This window comes from Streptomyces sp. NPDC001380 (genome assembly GCF_042895785.1).
GTDB lineage: Bacteria > Actinomycetota > Actinomycetes > Streptomycetales > Streptomycetaceae > Peterkaempfera.
In genome coordinates this window covers 65,377-88,015 of record NZ_JBIAWP010000002.1, presented here as the reverse complement: position 1 = coordinate 88,015, position 22,639 = coordinate 65,377, and the positions used below count along the sequence as shown (strand labels likewise).

The following is a 22,639-nucleotide window of genomic DNA, read 5'->3' as shown; positions in this document are numbered from 1 at the left end:
CGGCGCCGCCCGTGCGAGGAGGGCCGCGCAGGGCCGGCGGCCGGGGCTCAGCCGAGCGCGGCGCGCAGGGCGGCGCGCCAGTCCCGGGTGAAGGCGTCGAGGCCGGTGCCGAGGGTGCGGCGCAGGGCGCGGTCGACGACGGCGGCGCGGTCGGCGGGCCGGTCGGAGGAGGGCGGTCCCCCGGCGGCGACGGCGCGGTAGAGCGCGGTCAGGCGCTGCGGGCCGTGGCGGCGGGCGACGAGGTCGCAGGCGAACCAGGCCGACTCGTAGGCCTGGGCCAGGCCGGTCGCGGTGGTGGCGAAGTCGGCGTCGGCCGGGAGCGCCCGCGGCAGGCGCCCGGCGGCGACGTCGGCGGCCAGTTCGGGGGCGACCAGGCGGGCGGTGCGCCCGGTGCCGAGGTAGGCGGTCCAGTCGGCGGCGCCCTCGGAGAGCCACAGCGGCGTCCAGGGCCGGGTGGCGGCCCGGGTGGCGACGTGGACGGCCTCGTGGGCGGTGACGACCCGGCGCCCGAGGGTGCTCAGCCCGTGGTAGGCCTCCGGGTTCACCAGGATGCGGTCCGCCGGGGCGGCGGGGGCGCCGGGCGCGGCGGTGGTGACGGCGGCGATGTTCCGGTAGTCGGCGGCGGTGGCGTCCAGCAGGCGGGCGAGCTGGTCCAGCGAGGCGGGCGCGTACAGCAGCAGCCGCCCGGCCCAGCCCGCGCCCCAGACGGCGCCGACGGCGGGGACGGCGCGGTCGGCCTCCCGGGCGAGGGCGCGGAGGTCGCCCTCGGGGGCGAGGCCGAGGACGAGGGAGTGCCGGCCGTGCACCGCCCGCACCGTGCCGAGGTCCCACAGCAGGGCGCTCCCGACGGGGTCGTCGGCGGCCACCAGCCACCGCCCTCCGGCGGGCACGAGCGCGAAGCGCCGGGTGGCGGTGGAGGGGAGGCGGTCGTAGCCGGCGATGCGGTGGTCGAGCTGCACCTCGGCGGCGAGGCCGGCGGCGGTGCGCTCCAGGCGCACCAGGCGGTGGGCGTACGCGGCCAGCGGCACCTGCGCGGTGCGCTCCAGCAGCCCGCCCTGGAGGGGGCGCAGGGCCGGGGCGGCGGTGGCGGCGAGCGCGGCGGGGTCGCGGCGCAGGACGGCGTCGGCCCGGCGGGCGAGCAGGGCCTCGACCTCGCGCCGGGCCTCCGGCGGCGCGGCGGCGGGCCGGGCGCCGCCGGCGGGGGCGGGCCGGACGGGGGCGGGTGACGGGGCCCGCAGCGGGGACAGCTGGAGGAGTCCGCCGGCGGCGAGCAGCAGCGCGCCCCGGCGGCCGATCCGGCGGCCGCCGCCCGGTATGGCGGGGGCCGCTCCTGCCGCGTCCGCCCCGGTCGCGCTCAGACGCGCACCACGGCCGCGACGGGCATGGTGTCGACCCGCTCGTAGCGGACCCGGGCTCCGGGGTAGGGCGCGTGGATGATGGTGCCGCCTCCGACGTACATGCCGACATGATGCATGTCACCGTAGTAGATGACGAGGTCCCCCGGCCTGGCGTCGGCCAGCGGGACGCGGCGGCCCGCACCCGCCTGGCCCTGGGAGGTGCGGGGCAGGGCCACTCCGGCCTTCGCCCAGGCCCAGGAGGTCAGCCCGGAGCAGTCGAAGGCGCGGGGGCCTGCGGCGCCGAAGAAGTACGGGGAGCCGAGGGCGGAGGTGGCGGCGGCGACGGCGGCCGCGGCCCGGTTGTCGGCGGGGGCCGGGAGGGCGGCGAGGGCCGTGCGCCCCGCGCCGCGGCCGGCGCGCAGCTCCGCCCCGCGGGCGTCGTCCGCGGCGAGGCGGGCGCGCTGTGCGGCGCTGAGCGTGCCGAGGAGGGCGCGGGCCCGGCCGAGCCGGTCCTGGATCTGCCGCTTGTCGCGGGCGAGGGCGCTGCGGACCCGTTCGAGCTCGGCGAGCCGGGCGTCCGCCTCGGCGCGCTGCTGGGCCAGGGCGCGCTGCCGGGCGGCGACCTCGCGCAGGGCGTCGGCCTGCTGGGCGGCGAGGCGGTCCACCACGGCGGCGCCGTCGAGGTAGTGGGCGGGGTCGGAGGAGAGCATCAGCTGCACGCCGGGGTCGATGCCGCCGGAGCGGTACTCGGCGCCGGCGACCTGGCCGAGGTCGTCGAGCATGCGGTTGACCGCGTCCTGGCCGCGGGCGAGCCGGTCCTGGAGGTCGGCGGCCTCGGTGCGGAGCGTGCGGAGGCGCTCACGGGCGCCGTCGTAGCGCTCGGTGGCGGCCTCGGCCTGGGCGTAGAGCGCGTCGACCTGCTGCCCGACGTCCTGTTCGGAGGGCTGCCGGGGCGGGGCGGCCGGGGCGCCCGGGGTGCCGGGGGCGGCCTGCGCGACGGCGGCCGCGGACAGGGCGAGGGCGCCGGCCGCGGCCGTGGTGAGCACGGCGGCACGGGTCCGGCCGGGTTGCCGGGGACGTCGGTGGGTGGCCAACGCGGGTGCGCTCCCTTCGTCCTGCCGCCCCCGGAGGGGCGGTGGTCCGGGGGCAGAGGCTAGTGACAGCGGTCCCGTCTGTCCAAATTGCCGTTTGTCATAACTTTTGACCCCTCTTCGGAAAGCCCTGCTGAAGGGGCCGGGGCGGACGGGCCGGGGGCGCGAAGACCGGCGCGCACGACTCGTACGCGCCGGTCCGGAACGCCGAGGGCCCGGCACCCCGAGGGGGTGCCGGACCCTGGACGGGGCTGAAGGCGCGTCAGATGCGGACGATCTTGGCGATCGGCATCACGGTCGCGGACTCGTAGCGGACCACCGCGCCGGTGTGCGGGGCGTGGATGATCTGCCCGTTGCCCACGTACATGCCCACGTGGCTCATGCTGCTGTAGTAGATGATCAGGTCGCCGGGCTTGGCGTCGGCGATGCTGGTGCCGACGTAGGTGCCTGCGCCGGCCTGGGCCTGCGAGGTGCGCGGCAGCGAGACGCCGGCCTGGTTGTAGGCCCACAGCATCAGGCCGGAGCAGTCGAAGGTCGACGGGCCGGTGGAGCCGTAGACGTACGGTGAGCCCAGGCGGGTCTCCGCGGCGCGGATGGCGGCGGCCGCGTAGCTGGAGGCGCCGACGGTGCTGGCGCTGCCGCCGCCGGTGCTCAGGTTCGTGCGCTGGGCGGCCCGGGAAGCGCGCTGGGCCGCGGCGGTCTCGGCGGCCTGGAGTGCGGCACGCTCCTGCGCGGTGAGCGTGTTGAGCAGGGACTGCGCCTTGGAGAGCTTCTGCTGGACCTCGCTCTTGGCGTCCTTGAGCTCCTTGGCGGTGCTGTCCAGCTCGGCGAGCTTCTGCTGCGCCTCGGCCTTGTCCTGGTCCAGCTTGCGCTGCTTCTCCTGCAGCTGGCGGAGGGTGTCGGCCTGCTGGGCGCTGACCTGGTCCAGCGAGGACGCCTTGTCCAGGAACTGGCTCGGGTCGGAGGAGAGCATCAGCTGCACGGTCGGGTCGATGCCGCCCGAGCGGTACTGGGAGGAGGCGAGCTGCCCCAGCGTGCCCTGCATGGTGGAGACCTCGGCCTGCTGCCGGGCGACCTGGTCCTGCAGGTCGTTGACCTGCTTCTGCAGCTCGTGCTGCTTCTCCTTGGCGCCGTTGTACTTCTCCGTCGCCACCTCGGCCTGCTCGTTGAGCTTGTCGACCTGGGCCTTCACGGACTCCTTGGTCGGCTTCGGGGCCGCGCTGGCGGCTCCGGCCTGCGCGGAGATCGCGACGGCGGTGGCGGCGGCGGCGGTCAGGACGGAGATCCGCGCGCGGCTCGGCTGCTTGGGACGGCGGTGGGTCGCCACGAAGGCGGGCTCCATTCTTCCAACGGCCGCCTACCGGGTGAGCTGACGGGTTCGGGCCTGGAAGGCGCCCTACGACGTCTCAGCCGCTGCGAAGCCGGCTCTGACGCCGATTCACCCCGAGGAAGGTGGTTCCCCGGCTCCGATCCGACGGCGTCCCCTGGAGGAGGGCACAGGTGCCCTGCCGCATCTCGAACTCGGCGGGAGCCCCCGCCGTCACCCGGTCGGGCGATCGCCGTGCGGTGGCTCGACGCCAGACACTAGTAACTCGACTGTGATCCGTTCAAATCCTTGTAGGTAAAAACTCCCGGCGGGAGCGGTATTTGTTCGGAAGTGACACGGGCGGTAGCCGTGACATAACCGAGAGCCGATCGTTAGGGACCCACCGACGGCCCGTATCCGGAAAAACCGTCACGTCCGGTGTGTCCGCATTGCCGCTTCCGTCCGGCCTCCTGGTGCGGGGTCAGCCGACGCACGGGACCGGTGGGGCCTCCGGGACCGGTGGGCGGACCGCCGGGGCCGCCCCGACGCCCTCCCCGCCCCCCGCGGCGCCCTCCGCACCGCCGCGCCCGGGCGGCGGCGCCGGACGGACCGCCCCGCCCGCCGCCCCGTCCGCGGAGGCGGTTCCGGACACCCCGGGGGACGGGCACGGCCACACCCCGGGCGGCCGCCGGCCCCCGGCCCGCTCAGGTGCGGACGAGACGCTTCAGCAGCAGCGCGGAGGAGACCGGCCGCGCCCCCGCCCGCCTCACCCCGTCGGCCACCTCGCGGTCGGAGGAGACCACCACCACCGGACGCCCGCCCGGCTCGGCCCGGACCAACCGCCGGATCAGCTCGTCCGCCGTCTCCCCGGTGCGGCTGAACCGCACCCGCACGCCCCGGGGCGGCGCCATGATCACCGGCGCGTCCAGGTCCTGCCCGTCGAAGACGCAGGTCACCTCGGCACCGCTCCGCGCCGCCAGCATGGACAGCCCGCCGAGCAGCCGGACCCGCTGCTGCTCCAGCGGCAGCGAGGGGTAGCCGGTCTTGGTGACGTTGTACCCGTCCACCAGCAGGTGGACCTGCGGCAGCGCCAGGAGCTGGTCGAGCAGCGCCGGGTCGTCCTCCGCCAGCGCCCGCCGGGCGACGTCGTGCGGCGACGCCGACGCGGGCGCGACCGCCTCCACCAGGTCGGCCGGGCGCAGGCCGGAGACCGGCAGCGCCAGCTCCCGCTGGAGGCCCTGCGCGGCGTGCAGCACGGTGTCCAGGAGCAGCCGCAGCCGCATGTCGTCGGCGCTGCGGCCCTCACGGGCCGTGCGGCGGGCCGCCTCCAGGGCCGACTCGGCCTCGGCGAGCCGGTGCCGCAGCCGCCGCGCCTCGCCCTCGGCGGCGCTGCGCTCGGCCTGGGCGGCGGCCCGCACCGCCTCCAGCTCGGCGGCGACCTTGCGGGTGGCGGCCTCCGCCCTGCGGGTGTCGCTCTCCAGGCTGCGGATCCGCTTGCGCAGTGTCTCGGACTCCCGCCGGGCGGCGTCCAGTTCGGCGCGCAGCCGGTCGGCGTCGGCCCGGGAGGAGGAGCGCAGCGCCGCCAGCTCGGCCTGGAGCTTCTCCGCCAGGCGCGCGGCCTCGGCGGCGCTGCCCTCCGCGTCGGCCCGCTCGGCCTCCTCGCCGGCCTCGGCCACCAGGCGGCTCCAGCCCGGCGGGCGCACCAGGTACGCGGCGGCGGCGACGTCCATGGGGTCGGCGGCGGCGGGGGCGGCGCCGGCCTCCAGCGAGCGCACCAGCTCGGGCTGGCCGAGGCGCAGCCGGTCGGCGATCCGCAGCCGGAAGGCCGGTTCGGCGGCCAGGGCGGCGGCGAGCGCGGTGGCGGCGTAGCGGGCCCGCCGGGCGGGGGTGAACTTGGCGTACGGGCGCAGGCCGGCGGGCAGTTCGGCGGCGGGCAGGCTGCCGAGCGCGTCCGCCGCTATGCCGACGACGCGGCGGCGCACGGCCTCGGGCAGCGGGCGGTCGAGCTGCTCGCCCCCGTCGGCCGCGCCGGCGTGCGGGTCCGTGCCGGGGGCGGGACCGGCGGCGGGCGGCGGCCCCGCCGGGACCGGGGCGGTGCCGGGAGCGGAGGTGCCGGGAGCGCCGGACGGGTCGGGACCGGCGTCCGTCCCGTGCCCGGTGCCGCCGTCCGCGCCCAGCGCAGGGGTGCGCCCCTGCGGCCCGGCGGCCGCCCCAGCTCTGTCCACCACGTCCTCGACTCCGATCCGTCTTGTCAGGCGCCTCCCCGTACACCGCCCCCGCATTGTCCCGCGTGCCGGTTCCTGCCCGGCGCCGCGGCGCCCGAACCGCGCCGTCAGCCCTGCGGAGCGCCTCCCGCGGACTCCCCGCCCGGCCGGCCGGCCGCCTCCTGCGCGGCCGCGGTCTCGGCGGCCCCCGGGCGGTCGACGAGCTCGACCTGGTCCACCGCGTTGCACCAGCGGCAGCGGACCGACTCCACGGTCTCGCTCAGCACCTGCCGCTCCTCGACGCGGGACTCGCCGGCGAGGTCGAGGTGGACGAACTCCACCACGCGGGAGGACCGCGTGACGTCGAAGCGGGTCAGGTTGCCGCACAGCGTGCAGCGCCAGCGGGTCGCTTCGGTGGGCACGGGGACAGGCATGGGAGGGTCCTCTCGGTCGTCCCGGTCGATCGCGTACGCAAACCCTATGGCCTGCGGCGCCGCCCGCGGGCACCGCGTTCGCACCTCGGGACGCACCGGCCCGGGGACCCGGGTCCGCACCGCGCCCGCGCCCCGCGCCGCGGCCCCGGGGGCCGCCCCGGTGCGGGGCGCGGGGCTCGCCCGTCCGCACCAGCCCGCCGTGTCGGCCCGGCGGCGCCGAGGCATGCTGCGAACCATGGTGATCCCGGTGCACGACGACAACCCGGTCCGCAGGCCGCCCCTGGTGACCTACGCGCTGATCGCGGTGAACGCCGTCGTCTTCGTCGCCGGCCCGGCCTCCGGCCTCGACCCGTCGCCCGGCCCTGCGCAGCGGCGGGCGTGCGCCGTGCAGCGGTACGACCAGCGGTGGGGGGCCGTCCCCCGGGAGCTGCTCACCAACCGCGTCCTCTCCCCCGCCGAGCTCCCGCCCCCCGCCCCCGGCGCCCCGCGCTGCCCGCCGGCCCCCGTGCGGGGGAAGGTTCCGGCGCTCTCGGCGGTCACCTCGCTCTTCGTGCACGGCGGCTGGCTGCACCTGCTGGGCAACCTGCTCTTCCTGCTCGTCTTCGGCAACAGCGTCGAGGACCGGATGGGCCGACTGCGCTTCCTCGGCTTCTACCTGGGCATGGGGGCGCTGGCGGCGTACGGGTACGCCCTGGCCGAGATCCACACCGCGGAGGCCGTCCGCAGCCTGATCGGGGCGTCGGGCGCGATCGCCGGGGTGCTGGGCGCGTACCTGCGCCTCCACCCCCGGGCGCGGGTGACCAGCCTGGTGCCGCTGCTGCTCTTCCTGCCCCTGCGCTTCCCCGCCTGGCTGGTGCTGGGGTCGTGGTTCGCGGTGCAGTGGTGGCTGGCGCACTCCGAGGACGGGGCGGCGCCGGGTGTCGCCTACCTGGCCCACGTGATCGGCTTCGCCGGGGGGTTCGTCTGCACGTGGCTCCTGTACGGACGGCGGCGGCGCGCCCCGCTGCCGCCGGCGCCCCCGGCCGCACCGGCGCCGGACCCGGCCCCGCCCCGCGAGGCCGACCCCGACCCCGTCTGAACGGGGCCGGCGCCCGCGCCCCGCCGGGGGCACGGCCCGGCACCCTGCACCCCTCCGGCCGGCCGGGCTCAGTACGCTGGCTGACGGCCGTCCCCCCTTCCGCCCAGGAGACCTGTGTGATCACCGCGATCGTGCTCATCAAGACCACCGTCGACCGGATCCCCGAGATCGCGGAGACCGTCGCCGCCCTGGACGGCGTCAGCGAGGTCTACTCCGTCACCGGCACGTACGACCTGGTCGCGATGGTCCGGGTGCGCCGGCACGAGGACCTCGCCGAGGTGATCCCCGGCCGGCTCAACAAGGTCCCCGGCGTGCTGCACACCGAGACGCACATCGCCTTCCGCACCTACTCGCAGCACGACCTGGAGACGGCCTTCGCCCTGGGCCTCGACGAGTAGCCCCGGCGGCCCCGTCCCCGGGCCCGGCGGCCCGGGGGCGGGAACGCCCGGCGGCGCCGGTCAGCGGCGGCGGGTGTCCGGCACGCAGCGGCCGCCCTCGGTCCGGTACGACCAGCGGGCGCCCTCGGCGACCAGCTCCCGCAGCGCCGCCAGGAACCGCTCGACGTGCTCGTCGGGGGTGCCCGCCCCGAAGCTGACCCGCACCGCGTTCAGGCTGCGCGCGCCGGGGAGGGACGCGTCGGGCGCGCCGCACGCGGTGGGCTCCTCCTCGGTACCGCCGAGCAGCGTGCGCACCAGCGGGTGGGCGCAGAAGAGGCCGTCGCGCACCCCGATGCCGTACTCGGCGGAGAGTGCGGCGGCGACGTGCGAGCTGTTCCAGCCGCGGACCGTGAAGGAGAGGACACCGACCCGCGGGTGGTCCTCGCCGAACAGGGTGAGCACCCGCACCCCGGGGACCTGCGCCAGCCCCTCCCGGAGCCGGGCGAGGAGCCGCTGCTCGCGGGCCCGCAGGGCGTCGAAGCCGGCCTGGGTGAGCGCCCGGCAGGCGGAGGCGACGGCGTGGGCGCCGACGACGTTGGGCGAACCGGCCTCGTGGCGGGCCGGGCCGCGGTGCCAGTCGACGGCGAGCGCGCCGCCGGCCTCCCGGGCCACCGTGCGGCTGGCGCCGCCCCCGGCCAGGTACGGCTCGGCGGCGTCCAGCCAGTCGGCGCGCCCGGCGAGCACGCCCGCGCCGAACGGCGCGTAGAGCTTGTGGCCGGAGAAGGCCGCCCAGTCCACGCCCAGCTCCCGCACGGAGACCCGCTCGTGCGGGGCGAGCTGGGCCGCGTCCAGCACCACCCGGGCACCGTGGCGGTGGGCGGCGGCGGCGAGCTCGGCGACCGGCCAGACCTCGCCGGTGACGTTGGAGGCGCCGGTGACGCAGAGCAGCGCGGGCCCGTCCGGGCCGTCCGCCAGCGCCTCCTCCACGGCGGCGACGGCCTGCTGCGGCGAGCGGGGGGCCGGCAGGCAGGTCAGGGTGATCCCCTCGCGGCGCCAGGGCAGCAGCGCGGCGTGGTGCTCGGTCTCGAAGACCAGGACGCGGGTGCCCGCGGGCACGGCGGAGGCCAGCAGGTTGAGGGAGTCGGTGGTGGAGCGGGTGAAGACGACCTGGTCGCCGTCGCGCAGGTCGAGGAAGGCGGCGACCGTCCGGCGGCTCTCCTCGAAGAGGTCGGTGGAGAGCTGGGAGAGGTACCCGGCGCCGCGGTGCACGCTGCCGTAGAGGGGGGCGTAGGCGGCGACGTCGTCCCAGACCCGGCGCAGGGCCGGGGCGCTGGCGGCCTGGTCGAGCGCGGCGTACGGCACCCGGCGGCCGTCGGCGAGGGGGACCTCCACGTCGGTGCCGAGCACCGGCAGGGGCGCGTCGGCGGCAGCCGGGGCAGCAGCAGCCGGGGCAACGGCGGTCGGGGCAGCGCCGGTCGGGACGGCGGCGGTCGGGACGGCGGCGGTCGGGACGGCGGCAATCGGGACGGCGGCGTACGCGGAACGGACGGTCATGGCGGTGCTCCAGGGGGCGCGAAGGCGTGCGGGGGCGGGCGCCGGACGGGCGCGGGCAGGGCCGACCGCGGCGCGGCGGTGCCGCACCGGACGAGGGGTGCGCCGGGAGGGCTGCGAGGGGGTCGGCCCCGGGGCCGGGGAGGGCGCGCGGGCGGGGGCGCACGGATCCGGCCGTGGGGAGGGGAGGCCTGCGGCCTCTAGCGCATTCGCTGCTTCACGGGTGGACTCCTCGGGACAGGACCCCCGGACGTGGCACGAGGGGTCCGCGCTTGCCGCGGGGCGTCTGCCGCACGGCCCGGTCCTCACCCGGGGCACCCCGCCACGGACGGAGGGTTGCCGGACAGCCGGCCGGGGCCTTGGTGGCTGTCACTCGTGACCTGCCGAGGAGTATGCCAGGGCCCGGCCGCCGCCGCAGCCGCCGTCCGGGATGCGGACGGGAGGTGCGGCGGCGGCCGGGCCTGCGGAGCGGGGGCGGCGCGGCGGGGTCAGCCCCGCTGGGTGGCGGCGGCCCAGCGCTCCAGGGTCCGCTGCGCGGCGCCGGAGTCGACGGCCTCCGCCGCGCGGGCGACGCCCGCGGCCAGCTGCCCGGTGAGCGGCGCACCGGTGAGGTCCAGGGCGGTGAGGGCGGCCGCCGCGTTGAGGAGCACCGCGTCCCGTACCGGCCCGCGCTCGCCGGCGAACAGGCGGCGGGCCACCTCGGCGTTGTGGGAGGCGTCGGCGCCGCGCAGCGCCTCGACGCCGACGAGCGGGATGTCCAGGTCGCGCGGGTCGAAGCCGGTCTCGGTGACGGCGCCGTCGCGGACCACCCAGACGTGGGAGGTGCCGGTGACGGTGAGCTCGTCGAGGCCGTCGTCACCGCGGAAGACCAGGCCGGTGGAGCCGCGCCGGGCGAGCACGCCCGCCATGATCCCGGCCATCCGGGGGTCGAAGCAGCCGATGGCGGAGGCGGTGACGCGCGCCGGGTTGGTGAGCGGGCCGAGGAAGTTGAACGCGGTGGGCACGCCCAGTTCGCGGCGGGCCGGGGCCGCGTGCCGCATCGCGGGGTGGAACCTCGCCGCGAAGCAGAAGGTGATGCCGGTCTCCTCCGCGACCTCGGCCACCCGGCGGGCGGACAGGTCGAGGGAGATGCCGAGCTTCTCCAGGACGTCGGAGGAGCCGCTCGCGGAGGAGGCGGCACGGTTGCCGTGCTTGACGACCTTGGCGCCGGCCGCCGCGGCGACGATCGCCGCCATGGTGGAGATGTTGACGGTCCTGGCCCGGTCGCCGCCGGTGCCGACGATGTCGACGGCGGGTCCGGGGATCTCCAGCGGCTCGGCGTGGGCGTACATCGCGTCGACCAGGCCGCCGACCTCGTCCACGGTCTCGCCCTTGGCGCGCAGCGCCACCATGAAGCCGGCGACCTGGGCCGGGGTGGCCTCCCCGCTCATGATCCGGTCCATGGCCCAGGAGGTGTCGGCCGCGGTGAGGTCCTGGCGCTGCAGCAGGGCAGCGAGGACGTCCGGCCAGGACCGTGCCTGCACGGGGTCGACGCCTCCGTACGCAGGTGACACGTTCGCCATGACCAACTCCAGCCTTCGCCTCGGGACAGATGGGAGAGGAGAAGGCCCACCCTATCCAGCCGGGGAGGCGGGACGCCCGGAGCCGGGCCTCCCGTCCCACCGTGCGGACGGGCCGGAGGGCCGCGGCGCGCCGGGCCCGGACGCGGAGTCCGGGCCCGGCCGGGGGCGCTCAGGAGGCGGCGTGCGCCCGTCCGGCGGTACGGGCCCGCAGCAGTTCGACGGCGGCGCCGGCCAGCGCGACCGGGTCGACGGGGTGGGGGACGGCGGCGTCGGCGCGGCTCCAGGCGGCCAGCCAGGTGTCCTGCGGGCGGCCGATGAGGACGAGCACCGGCGGGGCCTGGTAGATCTCGTCCTTCAGCTGGCGGCACAGGCCCATGCCGCCGGCGGGCGCCGCCTCGCCGTCGAGGACGCAGAGGTCGACGCCCCCCGCGTCGAGCGCGCGGACCACCGCGGGCGCCGTGGCGCACTCCAGGTACTCCACCTCGGGCAGGTCGGCGGCGGGGCGCCGGCCGAGGGCGAGGCGGACCTGCTCGCGGGTGGTGCGGTCGTCGCTGTAGACGAGGACGGTGACGGTCTCGTGCGCCATGGACGGTGCCCCCGGGGCTCGGCGGGATGTGATCGGGACCACTTCGACTGCTGGTGGATGGTACTCCCGATCAGGGCCGCCGACACCCCGCGTGAGCCGTTGGAGGGTACGTCGTCCACCGGACACACCGAGGGAGGACCCCCGGAGTGAAGGCTGAATAAGGGACCGACATAATGTCGGACGTGGCGACAGCAACAGCAGTAGAAACCGGGCACGCGCACGGATCGGTCAACCGGCCGAACATGGTCAGCGTCGGAACCATCGTCTGGCTGAGTTCCGAGCTGATGTTCTTCGCGGCCCTCTTCGCGATGTACTTCACGCTCCGGTCCGTGACGGGGCCCGCGTTCTGGCACGAGAAGGCGGCGGCGCTCAACGTCCCCTTCTCCGCGACCAACACCACGATCCTGGTGCTCTCCTCGTTCACCTGCCAGATGGGTGTCTTCGCCGCCGAGCGCGGCGACGTGAAGAAGCTCCGGTCGTGGTTCACGGTCACCTTCATCATGGGCGCGATCTTCGTCGGCGGTCAGATCTTCGAGTACACGGAGCTGGTCAAGAAGGACGGCCTGTCGCTGTCCTCCGACCCGTACGGCACCGTGTTCTACCTGACCACCGGCTTCCACGGGCTCCACGTGACCGGCGGACTGATCGCGTTCCTGCTGGTCCTCGGCCGCACGTACGCCGCCAGGCGGTTCACGCACGAGCAGGCCACGGCCGCGATCGTCGTGTCCTACTACTGGCACTTCGTCGACGTCGTCTGGATCGGCCTCTTCGCGACCATCTACCTGATCAAGTAGCGGTCCCGGGCCGACCCGCCTGCCGACCAGACACCCAGACGACCAAGATCCTGACACCGGGGTTATCCGTGAAAAAGCTCTCCGCACGACGGCGCCACCCGCTGGCGGCGCTTGTCGTCCTACTCTTCGCGCTGGCGGCCACCGGGGGGCTGTACGCCGCGTTCGCGCCCGCCGGGACGGCGCAGGCCGACTCCTCCTCGCAGTCGCTCGCGATCGAGGAGGGCAAGAAGCTCTACGCCGTCGGCTGCTCCTCCTGCCACGGCCTGAACGGCCAGGGCGGCACCGACGGCCCGAGCCTCGTCGGCGTGGGCTCCGCCGCGGTCGACTTCCAGGTCGGCACGGGCCGCATGCCGGCCCAGCAGCCCGGCGCGCAGGTGCCCGCGAAGAAGAACATCTACTCGCAGGCCCAGATCGACCAGCTCGCCGCGTACGTCGCGTCCTTCGGCCCCGGCCCGGTGGCTCCGACCAAGGACCAGTACGACACGGCCAAGGGCGACGTCTCCGCCGGTGGAGAGCTGTTCCGCACCAACTGCGCGCAGTGCCACAACTTCGCGGGCAAGGGCGGCGCCCTGACCCACGGCAAGTACGCCCCCGCGCTGGACAACACCTCCCCGAAGCACATCTACGAGGCCATGCAGACCGGCCCGCAGAACATGCCGGCGTTCCCGGACTCGGTGATGCCCGAGAAGCAGAAGCGCGACATCGTCGCCTTCGTGCGCCACACCGCCGAGGCCCCGTCGCCCGGCGGCATGGACCTCGGCAGCCTCGGCCCGGTGACCGAGGGCCTGTTCGGCTGGATCTTCGGACTCGGCGCCCTGATCGCCGTCGCCATCTGGGTCGCCGCCCACACCTCCAAGGCCAAGAAGTCATGAGCCACGACATGTCAGAAGAGAAGCTGCCGGAGCACCGCGGCTCCGAGGGCCACGAGGTCGCCGTCCACGACGACCCGTTCGCCGACCCGGGGCTGCCGCCCCACGAGGTCCGCCGCACGGACATCGACGAGCGCGCCGCGAAGCGCGCCGAGCGCCAGGTCGCGCTGCTGTTCACGGTCTCGATGCTGGCCACCATCGGCTTCATCGCCTCCTACGTGGTCTTCCCGATCGACCAGATCGTGTTCATCTGGCCGTTCGGCCACGTCAGCAGCCTGAACTTCGCCCTGGGCACCACCCTCGGCGCGGCGCTGTTCTGCATCGGCGCGGGCGCGGTCCACTGGGCCCGCACGCTGATGTCGGACGTCGAGGTCGCCGACGAGCGCCACCCGATCGAGGCCCCCGAGGACGTCCGCGCCAAGGTCATCTCCGACTTCAAGGCGGGCGCCGAGGAGAGCGGCTTCGGCCGCCGCAAGCTGCTCCGCAACACGCTGATCGGCTCGATGGCCCTGGTGCCGCTCTCCGGCGTGGTGCTGCTCCGCGACCTCGGGCCGCTGCCCGAGAAGAAGCTGGAGCACACCGGCTGGGACGCGGCCACCCCCGCCAAGCCGATCAAGCTCGTCTCGATGAACACCGACGAGCCCCTCAAGGCCGAGGACGTCACCGTCGGCTCGCTGGTCTTCGCCAAGCCCCAGGGCCTCTCCGAGGCGTCCGAGGGCTTCCAGCAGGCCATCGCCAAGGACGCGGTCATGCTCGTGCGCATCGCGCCGGAGGACATCAAGGACCGCCCCTCGCGCGAGATGGGCTTCGATGGCATCCTGGCCTTCTCGAAGATCTGCACGCACGTGGGCTGCCCGATCAGCCTGTACGAGCAGCAGACCCACCACGTGCTGTGCCCGTGCCACCAGTCGACCTTCGACCTGTCGGACGGCGCCCGCGTGATCTTCGGCCCGGCGGGCCACCCCCTGCCGCAGCTGAAGATCAAGACCGACGCGGACGGCAACCTCATCGCCACGGGTGACTTCAACGCCCCCGTCGGCCCGAGCTACTGGGAGCGCGCATGAGTGCCGCGAGCGGCGCCGCCTCAGGCGGCGCGAAGCCGAGCAGCAGCCGCGCGAAGCCGGCCAACAAGGCCGAGGCGGCTGCCGACTGGGCGGACGGCCGGCTGGGCATCTACAGCCTGGCCAAGTCCAACCTGCGGAAGATCTTCCCGGACCACTGGTCCTTCATGCTGGGCGAGATCTGCCTCTACACCTTCATCATCATCATCCTGACCGGCGTCTACCTCACGCTCTTCTTCAAGCCGAGCATGGGCGAGGTCGTCTACCACGGCTCCTACATGCCACTGAACGGCATCAGGATGTCCGAGGCGTACGCCTCGACGCTGGACATCAGCTTCGACGTCCGCGGCGGTCTGCTCATCCGGCAGATCCACCACTGGGCGGCCATCCTCTTCGTGGCCGCGATGCTGGTCCACATGATGCGCGTCTTCTTCACCGGCGCGTTCCGCAAGCCGCGTGAGATCAACTGGATCTTCGGCGCCATGCTGCTGATCCTGGGCATGTTCGACGGCTTCATGGGCTACTCGCTCCCCGACGACCTGCTGTCGGGCACCGGCATCCGGTTCATGGAGGGCGCGGTCCTGGCGGTGCCGATCGTCGGCACCTACCTGCAGATGTTCCTGTTCGGCGGGCAGTTCCCCGGCGACGACATCATCCCGCGCCTGTTCACCGTGCACGTGCTGCTGATCCCGGGCATCATGCTGGGCCTCCTGGTGGCCCACCTGATCCTGGTCTTCTACCACAAGCACACCCAGTTCGCCGGTCCCGGCCGGACCGAGAAGAACGTCGTGGGCATGCCCCTCATGCCCGTCTACATGGCGAAGGCCGGCGGCTTCTTCTTCCTGGTCTTCGGCGTGACCTCGGTGGTCTCCGCGATCGCCACGGTCAACCCGATCTGGGCGTACGGCCCGTACCGTCCGGACCAGGTGTCGACCGACGCCCAGCCCGACTGGTACATGGGCTTCTCCGAGGGCCTCATCCGGCTCATGCCGGGCTGGGAGATCCGGGCCTGGGGCCACACCCTGAACCTGGGCGTGTTCATCCCGCTGATGATCTTCCCGCTGGTCCTCGTGGCCATCTGGGTGTACCCGTTCATCGAGGCCTGGGTCACCGGCGACAAGCGCGAGCACCACATCGCCGACCGCCCGCGCAACGCCCCGGTCCGCACCTCCTTCGGTGCGGCGTGGATCAGCCTCTACCTCGTCCTGCTGGTCGCGGGCGGCAACGACCTGTTCGCCACCCACTTCCACATGTCGATCAACTCGATCACCTGGACGATGCGGATCGCGTTCTTCGTGGTGCCGGTCCTGACGTTCATCGTCACGAAGCGGATCTGCATGGGCCTGCAGCGGCGCGACCGCGACAAGGTCCTGCACGGACGCGAGAGCGGCATCATCAAGCGCCTGCCGCACGGCGAGTTCATCGAGGTCCACGAGCCGCTCAGCCCGGCCCAGCTGCACAAGCTGACCGCGCACGACCAGCTCCGTCCGGTCGAGCTGCCCGCCGCGGTGGACGAGAACGGCGTCAAGCGCAAGATCACGCGCTCGCAGAAGCTGCGGGCGAAGCTGTCCCGCGGCTACTTCGGCGAGGAGGGCCAGATCGCCAAGCCCACCGCCGAGGAGTACCGCGAGATCACCAGCGGCCACGGCCACCACTGACGCTCCCCGGAGCAGTCGCCACACCAGCAGGGCCCGTCCCCGGCAGCAGCCGGGGACGGGCCCTCGGCCTTTGCCCGGCTCCCCGCCCGGAGCCCGCGGCCCCGGCCCGCCCCGGCCCGCGCTGCCGCCACAATGGGGTCCACCGCCACCGCCACCGCGCCGCGCCGTCCGCCACCGGACCGGGCCGCCGGCGGCCGGACCCGCAGCCGGAACGAACCCGAGGGACCCGCACCGTGCAGATCACCGTCGACCCGTCCTCCCCCGTCCCGCCCTACGAGCAGGTCCGCGCCCGGATCGCCGAGCTGGCCCGCTCCGGGGAGCTGCCCGCCGGCCACCGGCTGCCCGCCGTCCGGGCCCTGGCCTCCGACCTGGGCCTGGCCGCGAACACGGTGGCCCGCGCCTACCGGGAGCTGGAGGCGGACGGCGTCGTGGAGACCCGGGGCCGGCACGGCACGGTGGTCGCGGCGGCCGGGGACGCGGCCCACCGTCGGGCGGCGGCCGCCGCCGCCGAGTACGCCGGACGCGCCCGGCACCTGGGCCTGGACCACGACGAGGCCCTGGCGGCCGCGGTGACGGCCCTGCGGGCCGCGTACGGCGGCTGACGGGGCCACCCCGGGCGGGCCCGGGCCGGGAGTGCCCACAGGGCCGACGGAGGCCGGGGGAGGCCGGCGAGAGGACGGCGAGGCGCCTGCGGCCCCGACGAAGGGCCGGGGACGGTCCGCGCGGGGTCAGCGGGGCCCGGCGGGCCGGGCGGCGGTGGTCGGGGCCGACGGGACGGCCCGCGGGACCGGGGCGGCCCGGCCCGGCGCGCGGACCCGCCCGCCGGGCGGCGCCGGCGGGGAGGACGGCCCGGCGGAGGCGGGCGGCTGCGGGAAGGGGACCGCCGGGGAGTCCCCTGGCGACGCGGCAGCACCGGGCCCGCGGGCGCAGAAATCCCGGGGGAAGGGCGCCACGGGCAGGCCGCGCGCCAGGCGGGACCGGACACTGCGGCAGAACGAGGTGGCGCCCGGTCCGGCCGCGCCGGCGGGCTCGTGGGCCCGGCCGGCGAACCGCGCGTGACGCCGGCAGTGGAGGGCGAGGCCGGGGTCGAGGGTCCGGTCGCCGGCGGCGGCCCGCCGGTCGACGGCCGAGCAGGTCGGGCTGGGGCCCTCGGCGGAGCGCAGCCCCAGCCGCCCGGCCTGGCGGCGCAGGTCCTCCATCGCGGCGGACTCCTGCCGGTCGCAGGCGACGGCCCGGGCGGTGTCGACGGCGCGTCCCGCCTCGAGCGCGGAGGTGAGGGCGGCGCAGTCGGCGGACTGGCTGGCCCCCAGGACCCTGACCTGCGGGAGGCGCTCCCGGGCCGGCGCCGCACCGCCCCCGGAGAGCGCCCCCAGGGCGGCGGCGGCCGTGCCGGCGGCCAGCAGGGCGCCCACCAGCAGGCCGCCGAGGACCGGCGCCCCCCTGCGGCGCTCAGCAGGACGATCGGCACCGTCCATGGTCACCCTCCTCCCTTCCCTTCCTCTCCCTTCCCGGCCGTCGCGGACGGCCGGAGGTCCCTCCGGCGGCCGGGCCTCGGCCGCCTGCCGGGGCCGGGCGGCGCCCCGCGCGGTCCGGGCCGCGGCGGCCGGACGCCTCCGGCCGGCCGGTCCGCACGGCGCCGCCGGACGGCCCCGGCCGTGCGCCCCGTCCCGCACGGCCCGCGGGCCGGACGGCTGCCCCGCTCAGAGCAGCGGTGCGAGCGCTCCGGCGGGCGCCGCGGCGCCGCCGCCGGTACCGGCCCCGGCCGTCGCCCCGGTCGCCGCCCCGGCTCCGGCCGCGGCGACGGGCGCCGCGGGGGGACCGGCGGTGGAGACCGCCTGCCCGGCGGCCGACCCGGCCAGCCACCGGCTCCAGGTGAGGTTCCAGTCGCCGAACCCGTTGCCGAACGGCTCCATCATGTGGCCGTTGCTGCGGACCACCCGGACGACGTCGCCGACCCGGACCTGCCCGTAGAACCAGTGGGCGTCCTCGGTGGACATGCCGGTGCAGCCGTGGCTGACGTTGGCGTGGCCCTGCGCGGCCACCGACCAGGGCGCGGCGTGCACGTACTCGCCGCTCCAGGTGACCCGGGTCGCCCACTGCACGTCCAGGCTGTAGGCCTCGGAGCTGCCGGCGGCGATGCCGACGGTCTCCCCGTCCATGCGCACCTCGGCCTCCTGGCCCAGCACGACCTTGACGCCGTTGCGGGTCTCGAAGCCGGGCTTGCCGGTGGTCACCGGGAGGGTCCGGACGAGTCTGCCGTTGCGGCGGAACTCCATGTGGTCGGTCACCGCGTCGACCAGGGCCTCCACCCGGTCGCCGGTGCGGAAGGAGATGCGGCTGGGCGCTCCGCCGTACAGGCCCGGCCGGATGTGCCGCCCCTGGGCGTCGAAGGCGACCTGGACGGCGGCGTGGGCGGGCCAGTACTGCTGCGGCCGGAAGTGCAGGGTGCTGTCGTCGACCCAGTGCCAGGCGCCGGTGACGGCGGGCTGGGAGGTGACCCGCAGGCCGTGCTCGACGGAGGCGCGGGCGGCGCGGTCGTGGACCGGCCGGGAGAGCTGGACGGTGACGGGCTGGCCGACGCCGTAGACGGCGGCCGCGCCCTCCTGGCCGCCGGCCGGGCCGAGGACGGCGGTCAGCAGCGAGGTCCCCGGCCGGGTGGAGAGGGCGGCGGTGGTCCCGCCCCGGCCGCCGCGGCCGTCGTCGGCGCCGACCCGGACCGTGTAGCGGGCCCCGGCGGCCAGCGGGGAGGTGCTGCGCCAGGTCCGTCCGTCGGCGCTGAGGCGCCCGGTGACCTGCCGTCCGTCCGCGGCGGCCACCGTGACGTCGGTGAGGCGGCCGCGGGCCAGGGTGACGGTCAGCGCGGTGGAGGGGTCGGCGACGGTGCCTGCGGCCGGGGTGAGCCGGACCAGCGGTGCGATGTCGACGGCCCGGGGCGGCGCGACGGCGTCCTGGGGGGCGCGGGAGGGGGAGGTGCACGACCCGAGCAGGACGAGGGAGCCGGCCAGGACGGCGGGGAGCGCCGCCCTGCCCCGGCGCCGCCGGCGGGACCCGACCGGGCGGAGCCTGCCCGACGGTGACGCACCGGCCGGGGACGCACCGTTGTGCGGTGTTCCTGCCGCAGTGCCCATCGCTGCCTCCGCATCGCCGAAGATCCTTCACATCGTAGGAAGAGCGGACGGAGGGGGCCCTCCACGCCGGGCGCGGGTCGTCCGCACGGGTGAACCGCTCACCCGTACGGACGCGCGGACAGGCGCGCGGACAGGCGCGCGGACGGGGACGCACGGAGGGGGACGTGGGCGGGGACGCACGGACGGGAACGCACGGACGGGAACGCACGGACGGGAACGCACGGACGGCCAGGGCCGGGCACCTCGGAAGGTGCCCGGCCCCGGCCGTCGTGCACGGGTCCTGCTACTGGTTCTGGTTCTCGCCCCGGTAGTACTCGAAGACCCAGCCCCACAGGCCGACCAGGATGATCGGGAGGGACCAGTAGAGCAGCCACCAGCCGAAGACCACGCCCAGGAAGGCGAGCGCGCCGCCGAAGCCGAGGGCGAGCGGCTGCCAGCTGTGCGGGCTGAAGAAGCCCTGCTCGCCGGCGTCGTCGGAGACCTCGGCCTCGGGGTTGTCACCGGCGCCGGTGTCCACCCGCCGGGCGGTGAAGCCCAGGTAGAAGGCGATGAAGATGCACAGGCCGAAGGCCAGGAAGAGGGCGGTGGTGCCCGCCGGCTCCTTGGACCACAGGCCGTACGCGATGGCCACCGCCAGGATGAAGACGGAGAGGCCCGCGAAGATCTTGCCCTGCTCCCTCATCGGGCGTCGCCCTCCTTGCGGTCAGCCGGGGCCGCGGCCGCGGTGAGGTGCTTGGCCGGCTCGCCGTGGTTCTCCAGGTAGTCCTGGGCCGCGATCTCCGGGTGGTGCAGGTCGAACGCCGGGGACTCGGAGCGGATCCGCGGCAGGGTGAGGAAGTTGTGCCGCGGCGGCGGGCAGGAGGTCGCCCACTCCAGCGAGCGGCCGTAGCCCCACGGGTCGTCCACGGTGACCTTCTCGCCGTACCGGGCCGTCTTCCAGACGTTGTAGAGGAACGGCAGGATCGACAGGCCGAGCAGGAACGAGCCGATGGTCGAGACGGTGTTCAGCGTGGTGAAGCCGTCCGCGGCCAGGTAGTCGGCGTACCGGCGGGGCATGCCCTCGGCGCCGAGCCAGTGCTGCACCAGGAAGGTGGCGTGGAAGCCGACGAAGAGCGTCCAGAAGGTGATCTTGCCGAGGCGCTCGTCGAGCATCCGGCCCGTCATCTTCGGCCACCAGAAGTGGAAGCCGGCGAACATCGCGAAGACGACGGTGCCGAAGACCACGTAGTGGAAGTGGGCCACCACGAAGTAGGAGTCCGAGACGTGGAAGTCGATCGGCGGGGAGGCCAGCAGCACGCCGGTCAGGCCGCCGAAGAGGAAGGTGACCAGGAAGCCGACCGTCCACAGCATCGGCGTCTCGAAGCTCAGCGAGCCCTTCCACATGGTGCCCAGCCAGTTGAAGAACTTCACACCGGTGGGGACCGCGATGAGGAAGGTCATGAAGGAGAAGAACGGCAGCAGCACCTGGCCGGTGACGTACATGTGGTGGGCCCACACCGTCACCGACAGGCCGGCGATCGCGATGGTCGCCGCGATCAGGCCGGAGTAGCCGAACATCGGCTTGCGGCTGAAGACCGGGATGATCTCCGACACGATGCCGAAGAACGGCAGCGCGATGATGTACACCTCTGGGTGGCCGAAGAACCAGAAGAGGTGCTGCCAGAGGAGTGCCCCGCCGTTGGCCGGGTCGAAGACGTGGGCGCCGAACTTCCGGTCCGCCTCCAGCGCGAAGAGCGCGGCGGCGAGCACCGGGAAGGCCAGCAGCACCAGGACACCGGTGAGCAGCACGTTCCAGGTGAAGATCGGCATCCGGAACATCGTCATGCCGGGCGCGCGCATGCAGATGATCGTGGTGATGAAGTTGACCGAGCCGAGGATCGTGCCGAAGCCGGAGAAGGCCAGACCCATGATCCACATGTCGGCGCCGACGCCCGGCGAGCGGACCGCGTCGGAGAGCGGGGAGTAGGCGAACCAGCCGAAGTCGGCCGCACCCTGCGGGGTGAGGAAGCCGGCGACGGCGATGATCGAGCCGAACAGGTAGAGCCAGTAGGCGAACATGTTCAGCCGGGGGAACGCCACGTCGGGCGCACCGATCTGCAGCGGCATGATCCAGTTCGCGAAGCCCGCGAAGAGCGGCGTCGCGAACATCAGCAGCATGATCGTGCCGTGCATGGTGAACGCCTGGTTGAACTGCTCGTTGGAGAGCAGCTGGGTGCCCGGGCGGGCCAGCTCGGCGCGCATGACCAGGGCGAGGACGCCGCCGATCAGGAAGAAGGCGAACGAGGTGCCGAGGTACAGCGTGCCGATCGTCTTGTGGTCGGTGGTCGTGAGCCACTTCACCGCGGAGGCGCCCTTGCGGGTGCGCGGCTCACCCCCGCCGACCGGAGCCGCAGGCGCTCCCGCGGCTGCCCCGTGGGGCTCGTTGAGGATGGTCACTTCTCACTTCCCGTGCTGATGAGGCCGGAGGGGACCGCGCCGGTCTGGCCCTTGGCCCGCAGTTCCTGCAGGTGCTTCCGGTAGTCGGCCGGCGAGACGACCTTGACGTTGAAGAGCATCCGCGAGTGGTCCACACCGCACAGCTCCGCGCACTTGCCGCGGAACGTGCCGTAGGCGGTGGGCGTCACCTGGAACTGGTTGACCAGGCCGGGGACGACGTCCTGCTTCATCAGGAAGTTGACCGTCCAGAAGTCGTGGATGACGTCCCGGGAGGTCAGCTTGAACAGGACGGACTCGCCCTTCGGCAGGTACAGCGTCGGCGGCTGCGCCGGGGTGCCCACCTCGTACGCGCCGGCGGCGTTCTTGCCGTGCTCGTCGTTCTCGTAGTTGAACGCCCAGCTCCACTGGAAGCCCACGACGTTGACGACGTGGTCCGGCTTCTTGGAGGTCTCCAGCAGGCGGGACTCGTCGCGGGCGGTGAAGTAGAACAGCACCGAGACGATGATGATGGGGACCGCGGTGTAGAGCGCCTCGATGGGCACGTTGTACCTGGTCTGGGGCGGAACCTCCACCTTGGTGCGGCTGCGGCGGTGGAAGACCACACTCCAGAGGATCAGGCCCCAGACCAGCACGCCGACAACGAGTGCAGCGATCCAGGAGCCCTGCCACATCAGGAGGACGGTGGGTCCTTCCTTGGTGACGGGCGAGGGCAGGCCGAGCCTGGGGAGGTCCTGGGACGAGCAGCCGGTGGCGGTCGCGATGACGAGGCCCAGTGCCAGCGCCTGAGGCAGCTTCCGCCGCATCGTGCGCCGCGGCGAGCGGTCGGAGCCGTTGGGACTCACGTAGCGCCTTCCCGAAGTCTCGCCCGCGATCGCGCCCGGCGGGGAAGGTCTGTCGACCTCCGACCCGTTGGGGCCCGGCCACGGGCAGGGTTTGGATGTTTATGCGGGCCAAACCCTACTCCAGCCCGGTGCAGGTCTCGCGGGCAGGTCCCGCTAACGCGCCGTCCGGGTACCCGATCAGCCCTTGTGGGAGGGGAATCGCAGGTCACGGGGGTCGTACAGCCGATCGGGGGACGGTCGGCCGCAGGGGCTGCAGACGGTCCCGGGGGAGGCGTGGGAGGGCCTCGGACGGGGTATCCCGCAGGTGTGCGGACGGCGTCCGGCC

Annotated in this window: 21 protein-coding genes and 2 riboswitches; of the genes, 8 read left to right on the top strand and 13 right to left on the bottom strand. The window is 74.9% G+C overall.

All coding sequences use genetic code 11. The features are described from left to right. Nucleotides 1–47: 47 nt before the first annotated feature. On the bottom strand, nucleotides 48–1,028 hold the full coding sequence (locus ACFY07_RS03170; protein WP_390867128.1) for a hypothetical protein: 981 nt from the start codon (nucleotides 1,026–1,028) through the stop codon (nucleotides 48–50). Between ACFY07_RS03170 and ACFY07_RS03165 the strand changes: the two genes are divergently transcribed. Further along, nucleotides 1,005–1,226, top strand: coding sequence for a hypothetical protein (locus tag ACFY07_RS03165; RefSeq protein WP_390867127.1), 222 nt, complete (start codon nucleotides 1,005–1,007; stop codon nucleotides 1,224–1,226). The genes ACFY07_RS03170 and ACFY07_RS03165 overlap by 24 nt on opposite strands. 128 nt (nucleotides 1,227–1,354) lie before the next feature. Here ACFY07_RS03165 and ACFY07_RS03160 read toward each other — a convergent pair whose 3' ends face one another. The 4 genes from ACFY07_RS03160 to ACFY07_RS03145 form a co-directional block, all read right to left on the bottom strand. Next, nucleotides 1,355–2,383 (bottom strand): NlpC/P60 family protein, encoded by a 1,029-nt coding sequence (locus ACFY07_RS03160; protein ID WP_390867126.1) that lies wholly within the window; start codon nucleotides 2,381–2,383, stop codon nucleotides 1,355–1,357. Nucleotides 2,384–2,690: 307 nt separating this feature from the next. Beyond that, entirely contained in the window at nucleotides 2,691–3,755 is a 1,065-nt protein-coding gene (locus tag ACFY07_RS03155; RefSeq protein WP_390867125.1) for an NlpC/P60 family protein, read from the bottom strand. A gap of 11 nt (nucleotides 3,756–3,766) precedes the next feature. Next, nucleotides 3,767–3,918, bottom strand: a riboswitch (cyclic di-AMP (ydaO/yuaA leader). 520 nt (nucleotides 3,919–4,438) lie between these two features. Continuing rightward, nucleotides 4,439–5,962 (bottom strand): NYN domain-containing protein, encoded by a 1,524-nt coding sequence (locus ACFY07_RS03150; RefSeq protein ID WP_390867124.1) that lies wholly within the window; start codon nucleotides 5,960–5,962, stop codon nucleotides 4,439–4,441. A 104-nt stretch (nucleotides 5,963–6,066) separates the two neighbouring features. Beyond that, nucleotides 6,067–6,372 carry a hypothetical protein gene (locus ACFY07_RS03145; RefSeq protein ID WP_230648253.1) on the bottom strand — a complete coding sequence of 102 codons (306 nt, stop codon included), beginning with the start codon at nucleotides 6,370–6,372 and terminating at the stop codon, nucleotides 6,067–6,069. A 235-nt stretch (nucleotides 6,373–6,607) separates the two neighbouring features. On the opposite strand from ACFY07_RS03145, the gene ACFY07_RS03140 reads away from it, so the two are divergent. Together ACFY07_RS03140 and ACFY07_RS03135 are read left to right on the top strand one after the other, a co-directional pair. Then, the gene (locus ACFY07_RS03140; protein WP_390867123.1) at nucleotides 6,608–7,450 is read left to right on the top strand and encodes a rhomboid family intramembrane serine protease; all 843 of its coding nucleotides are present in this window, start codon (nucleotides 6,608–6,610) and stop codon (nucleotides 7,448–7,450) included. A gap of 116 nt (nucleotides 7,451–7,566) precedes the next feature. After that, nucleotides 7,567–7,848, top strand: a complete 282-nt coding sequence (locus ACFY07_RS03135) for an Lrp/AsnC family transcriptional regulator (protein ID WP_230648255.1) — start codon at nucleotides 7,567–7,569, stop codon at nucleotides 7,846–7,848. 60 nt (nucleotides 7,849–7,908) lie between these two features. Here ACFY07_RS03135 and ACFY07_RS03130 read toward each other — a convergent pair whose 3' ends face one another. From ACFY07_RS03130 to ACFY07_RS03120, 3 genes are all read right to left on the bottom strand, one after another. Next, the gene (locus tag ACFY07_RS03130; RefSeq protein ID WP_390867122.1) at nucleotides 7,909–9,381 is read right to left on the bottom strand and encodes an aminotransferase class V-fold PLP-dependent enzyme; all 1,473 of its coding nucleotides are present in this window, start codon (nucleotides 9,379–9,381) and stop codon (nucleotides 7,909–7,911) included. A gap of 260 nt (nucleotides 9,382–9,641) precedes the next feature. Then, a riboswitch (SAM riboswitch) is annotated at nucleotides 9,642–9,759 on the bottom strand. Between the two features lie 107 nt (nucleotides 9,760–9,866). After that, nucleotides 9,867–10,940, bottom strand: a complete 1,074-nt coding sequence (gene trpD, locus ACFY07_RS03125) for an anthranilate phosphoribosyltransferase (RefSeq protein WP_390867121.1) — start codon at nucleotides 10,938–10,940, stop codon at nucleotides 9,867–9,869. A gap of 169 nt (nucleotides 10,941–11,109) precedes the next feature. Then, on the bottom strand, nucleotides 11,110–11,526 hold the full coding sequence (locus ACFY07_RS03120) for a hypothetical protein (protein ID WP_390867120.1): 417 nt from the start codon (nucleotides 11,524–11,526) through the stop codon (nucleotides 11,110–11,112). A gap of 173 nt (nucleotides 11,527–11,699) precedes the next feature. On the opposite strand from ACFY07_RS03120, the gene ACFY07_RS03115 reads away from it, so the two are divergent. The 5 genes from ACFY07_RS03115 (at nucleotide 11,700) to ACFY07_RS03095 (ending at nucleotide 16,510) form a co-directional block, all read left to right on the top strand. After that, nucleotides 11,700–12,320 (top strand): heme-copper oxidase subunit III, encoded by a 621-nt coding sequence (locus ACFY07_RS03115; RefSeq protein WP_230648259.1) that lies wholly within the window; start codon nucleotides 11,700–11,702, stop codon nucleotides 12,318–12,320. 68 nt (nucleotides 12,321–12,388) lie between these two features. Beyond that, entirely contained in the window at nucleotides 12,389–13,192 is an 804-nt protein-coding gene (locus tag ACFY07_RS03110; RefSeq protein ID WP_230648260.1) for a c-type cytochrome, read from the top strand. Further along, a complete protein-coding gene (locus ACFY07_RS03105) occupies nucleotides 13,189–14,253 on the top strand; it encodes a Rieske 2Fe-2S domain-containing protein (RefSeq protein ID WP_390867119.1) in 1,065 nt (354 codons plus the stop codon). Before ACFY07_RS03110 ends, ACFY07_RS03105 begins: the two co-directional genes overlap by 4 nt. Beyond that, nucleotides 14,250–15,908 (top strand): cytochrome bc complex cytochrome b subunit, encoded by a 1,659-nt coding sequence (locus tag ACFY07_RS03100; RefSeq protein WP_230648262.1) that lies wholly within the window; start codon nucleotides 14,250–14,252, stop codon nucleotides 15,906–15,908. The genes ACFY07_RS03105 and ACFY07_RS03100 overlap by 4 nt, the downstream gene beginning before the upstream one ends. 233 nt (nucleotides 15,909–16,141) lie before the next feature. Continuing rightward, nucleotides 16,142–16,510 carry a GntR family transcriptional regulator gene (locus ACFY07_RS03095; RefSeq protein ID WP_390867118.1) on the top strand — a complete coding sequence of 123 codons (369 nt, stop codon included), beginning with the start codon at nucleotides 16,142–16,144 and terminating at the stop codon, nucleotides 16,508–16,510. Between the two features lie 126 nt (nucleotides 16,511–16,636). On the opposite strand, the gene ACFY07_RS03090 is transcribed toward ACFY07_RS03095, so the two are convergent. From ACFY07_RS03090 to coxB, 5 genes are all read right to left on the bottom strand, one after another. Continuing rightward, entirely contained in the window at nucleotides 16,637–17,383 is a 747-nt protein-coding gene (locus ACFY07_RS03090) for a hypothetical protein (RefSeq protein ID WP_390867117.1), read from the bottom strand. A gap of 225 nt (nucleotides 17,384–17,608) precedes the next feature. Further along, entirely contained in the window at nucleotides 17,609–19,036 is a 1,428-nt protein-coding gene (locus ACFY07_RS03085; RefSeq protein ID WP_390867116.1) for an Ig-like domain-containing protein, read from the bottom strand. Between the two features lie 283 nt (nucleotides 19,037–19,319). Beyond that, nucleotides 19,320–19,718 (bottom strand): cytochrome c oxidase subunit 4, encoded by a 399-nt coding sequence (locus ACFY07_RS03080; protein ID WP_230648266.1) that lies wholly within the window; start codon nucleotides 19,716–19,718, stop codon nucleotides 19,320–19,322. Next, nucleotides 19,715–21,472, bottom strand: coding sequence for a cytochrome c oxidase subunit I (gene ctaD / locus ACFY07_RS03075; RefSeq protein WP_390867115.1), 1,758 nt, complete (start codon nucleotides 21,470–21,472; stop codon nucleotides 19,715–19,717). The genes ACFY07_RS03080 and ctaD overlap by 4 nt, the downstream gene beginning before the upstream one ends. Continuing rightward, on the bottom strand, nucleotides 21,469–22,314 hold the full coding sequence (gene coxB / locus ACFY07_RS03070; RefSeq protein WP_230648268.1) for a cytochrome c oxidase subunit II: 846 nt from the start codon (nucleotides 22,312–22,314) through the stop codon (nucleotides 21,469–21,471). Before coxB ends, ctaD begins: the two co-directional genes overlap by 4 nt. Nucleotides 22,315–22,639: the final 325 nt, after the last annotated feature.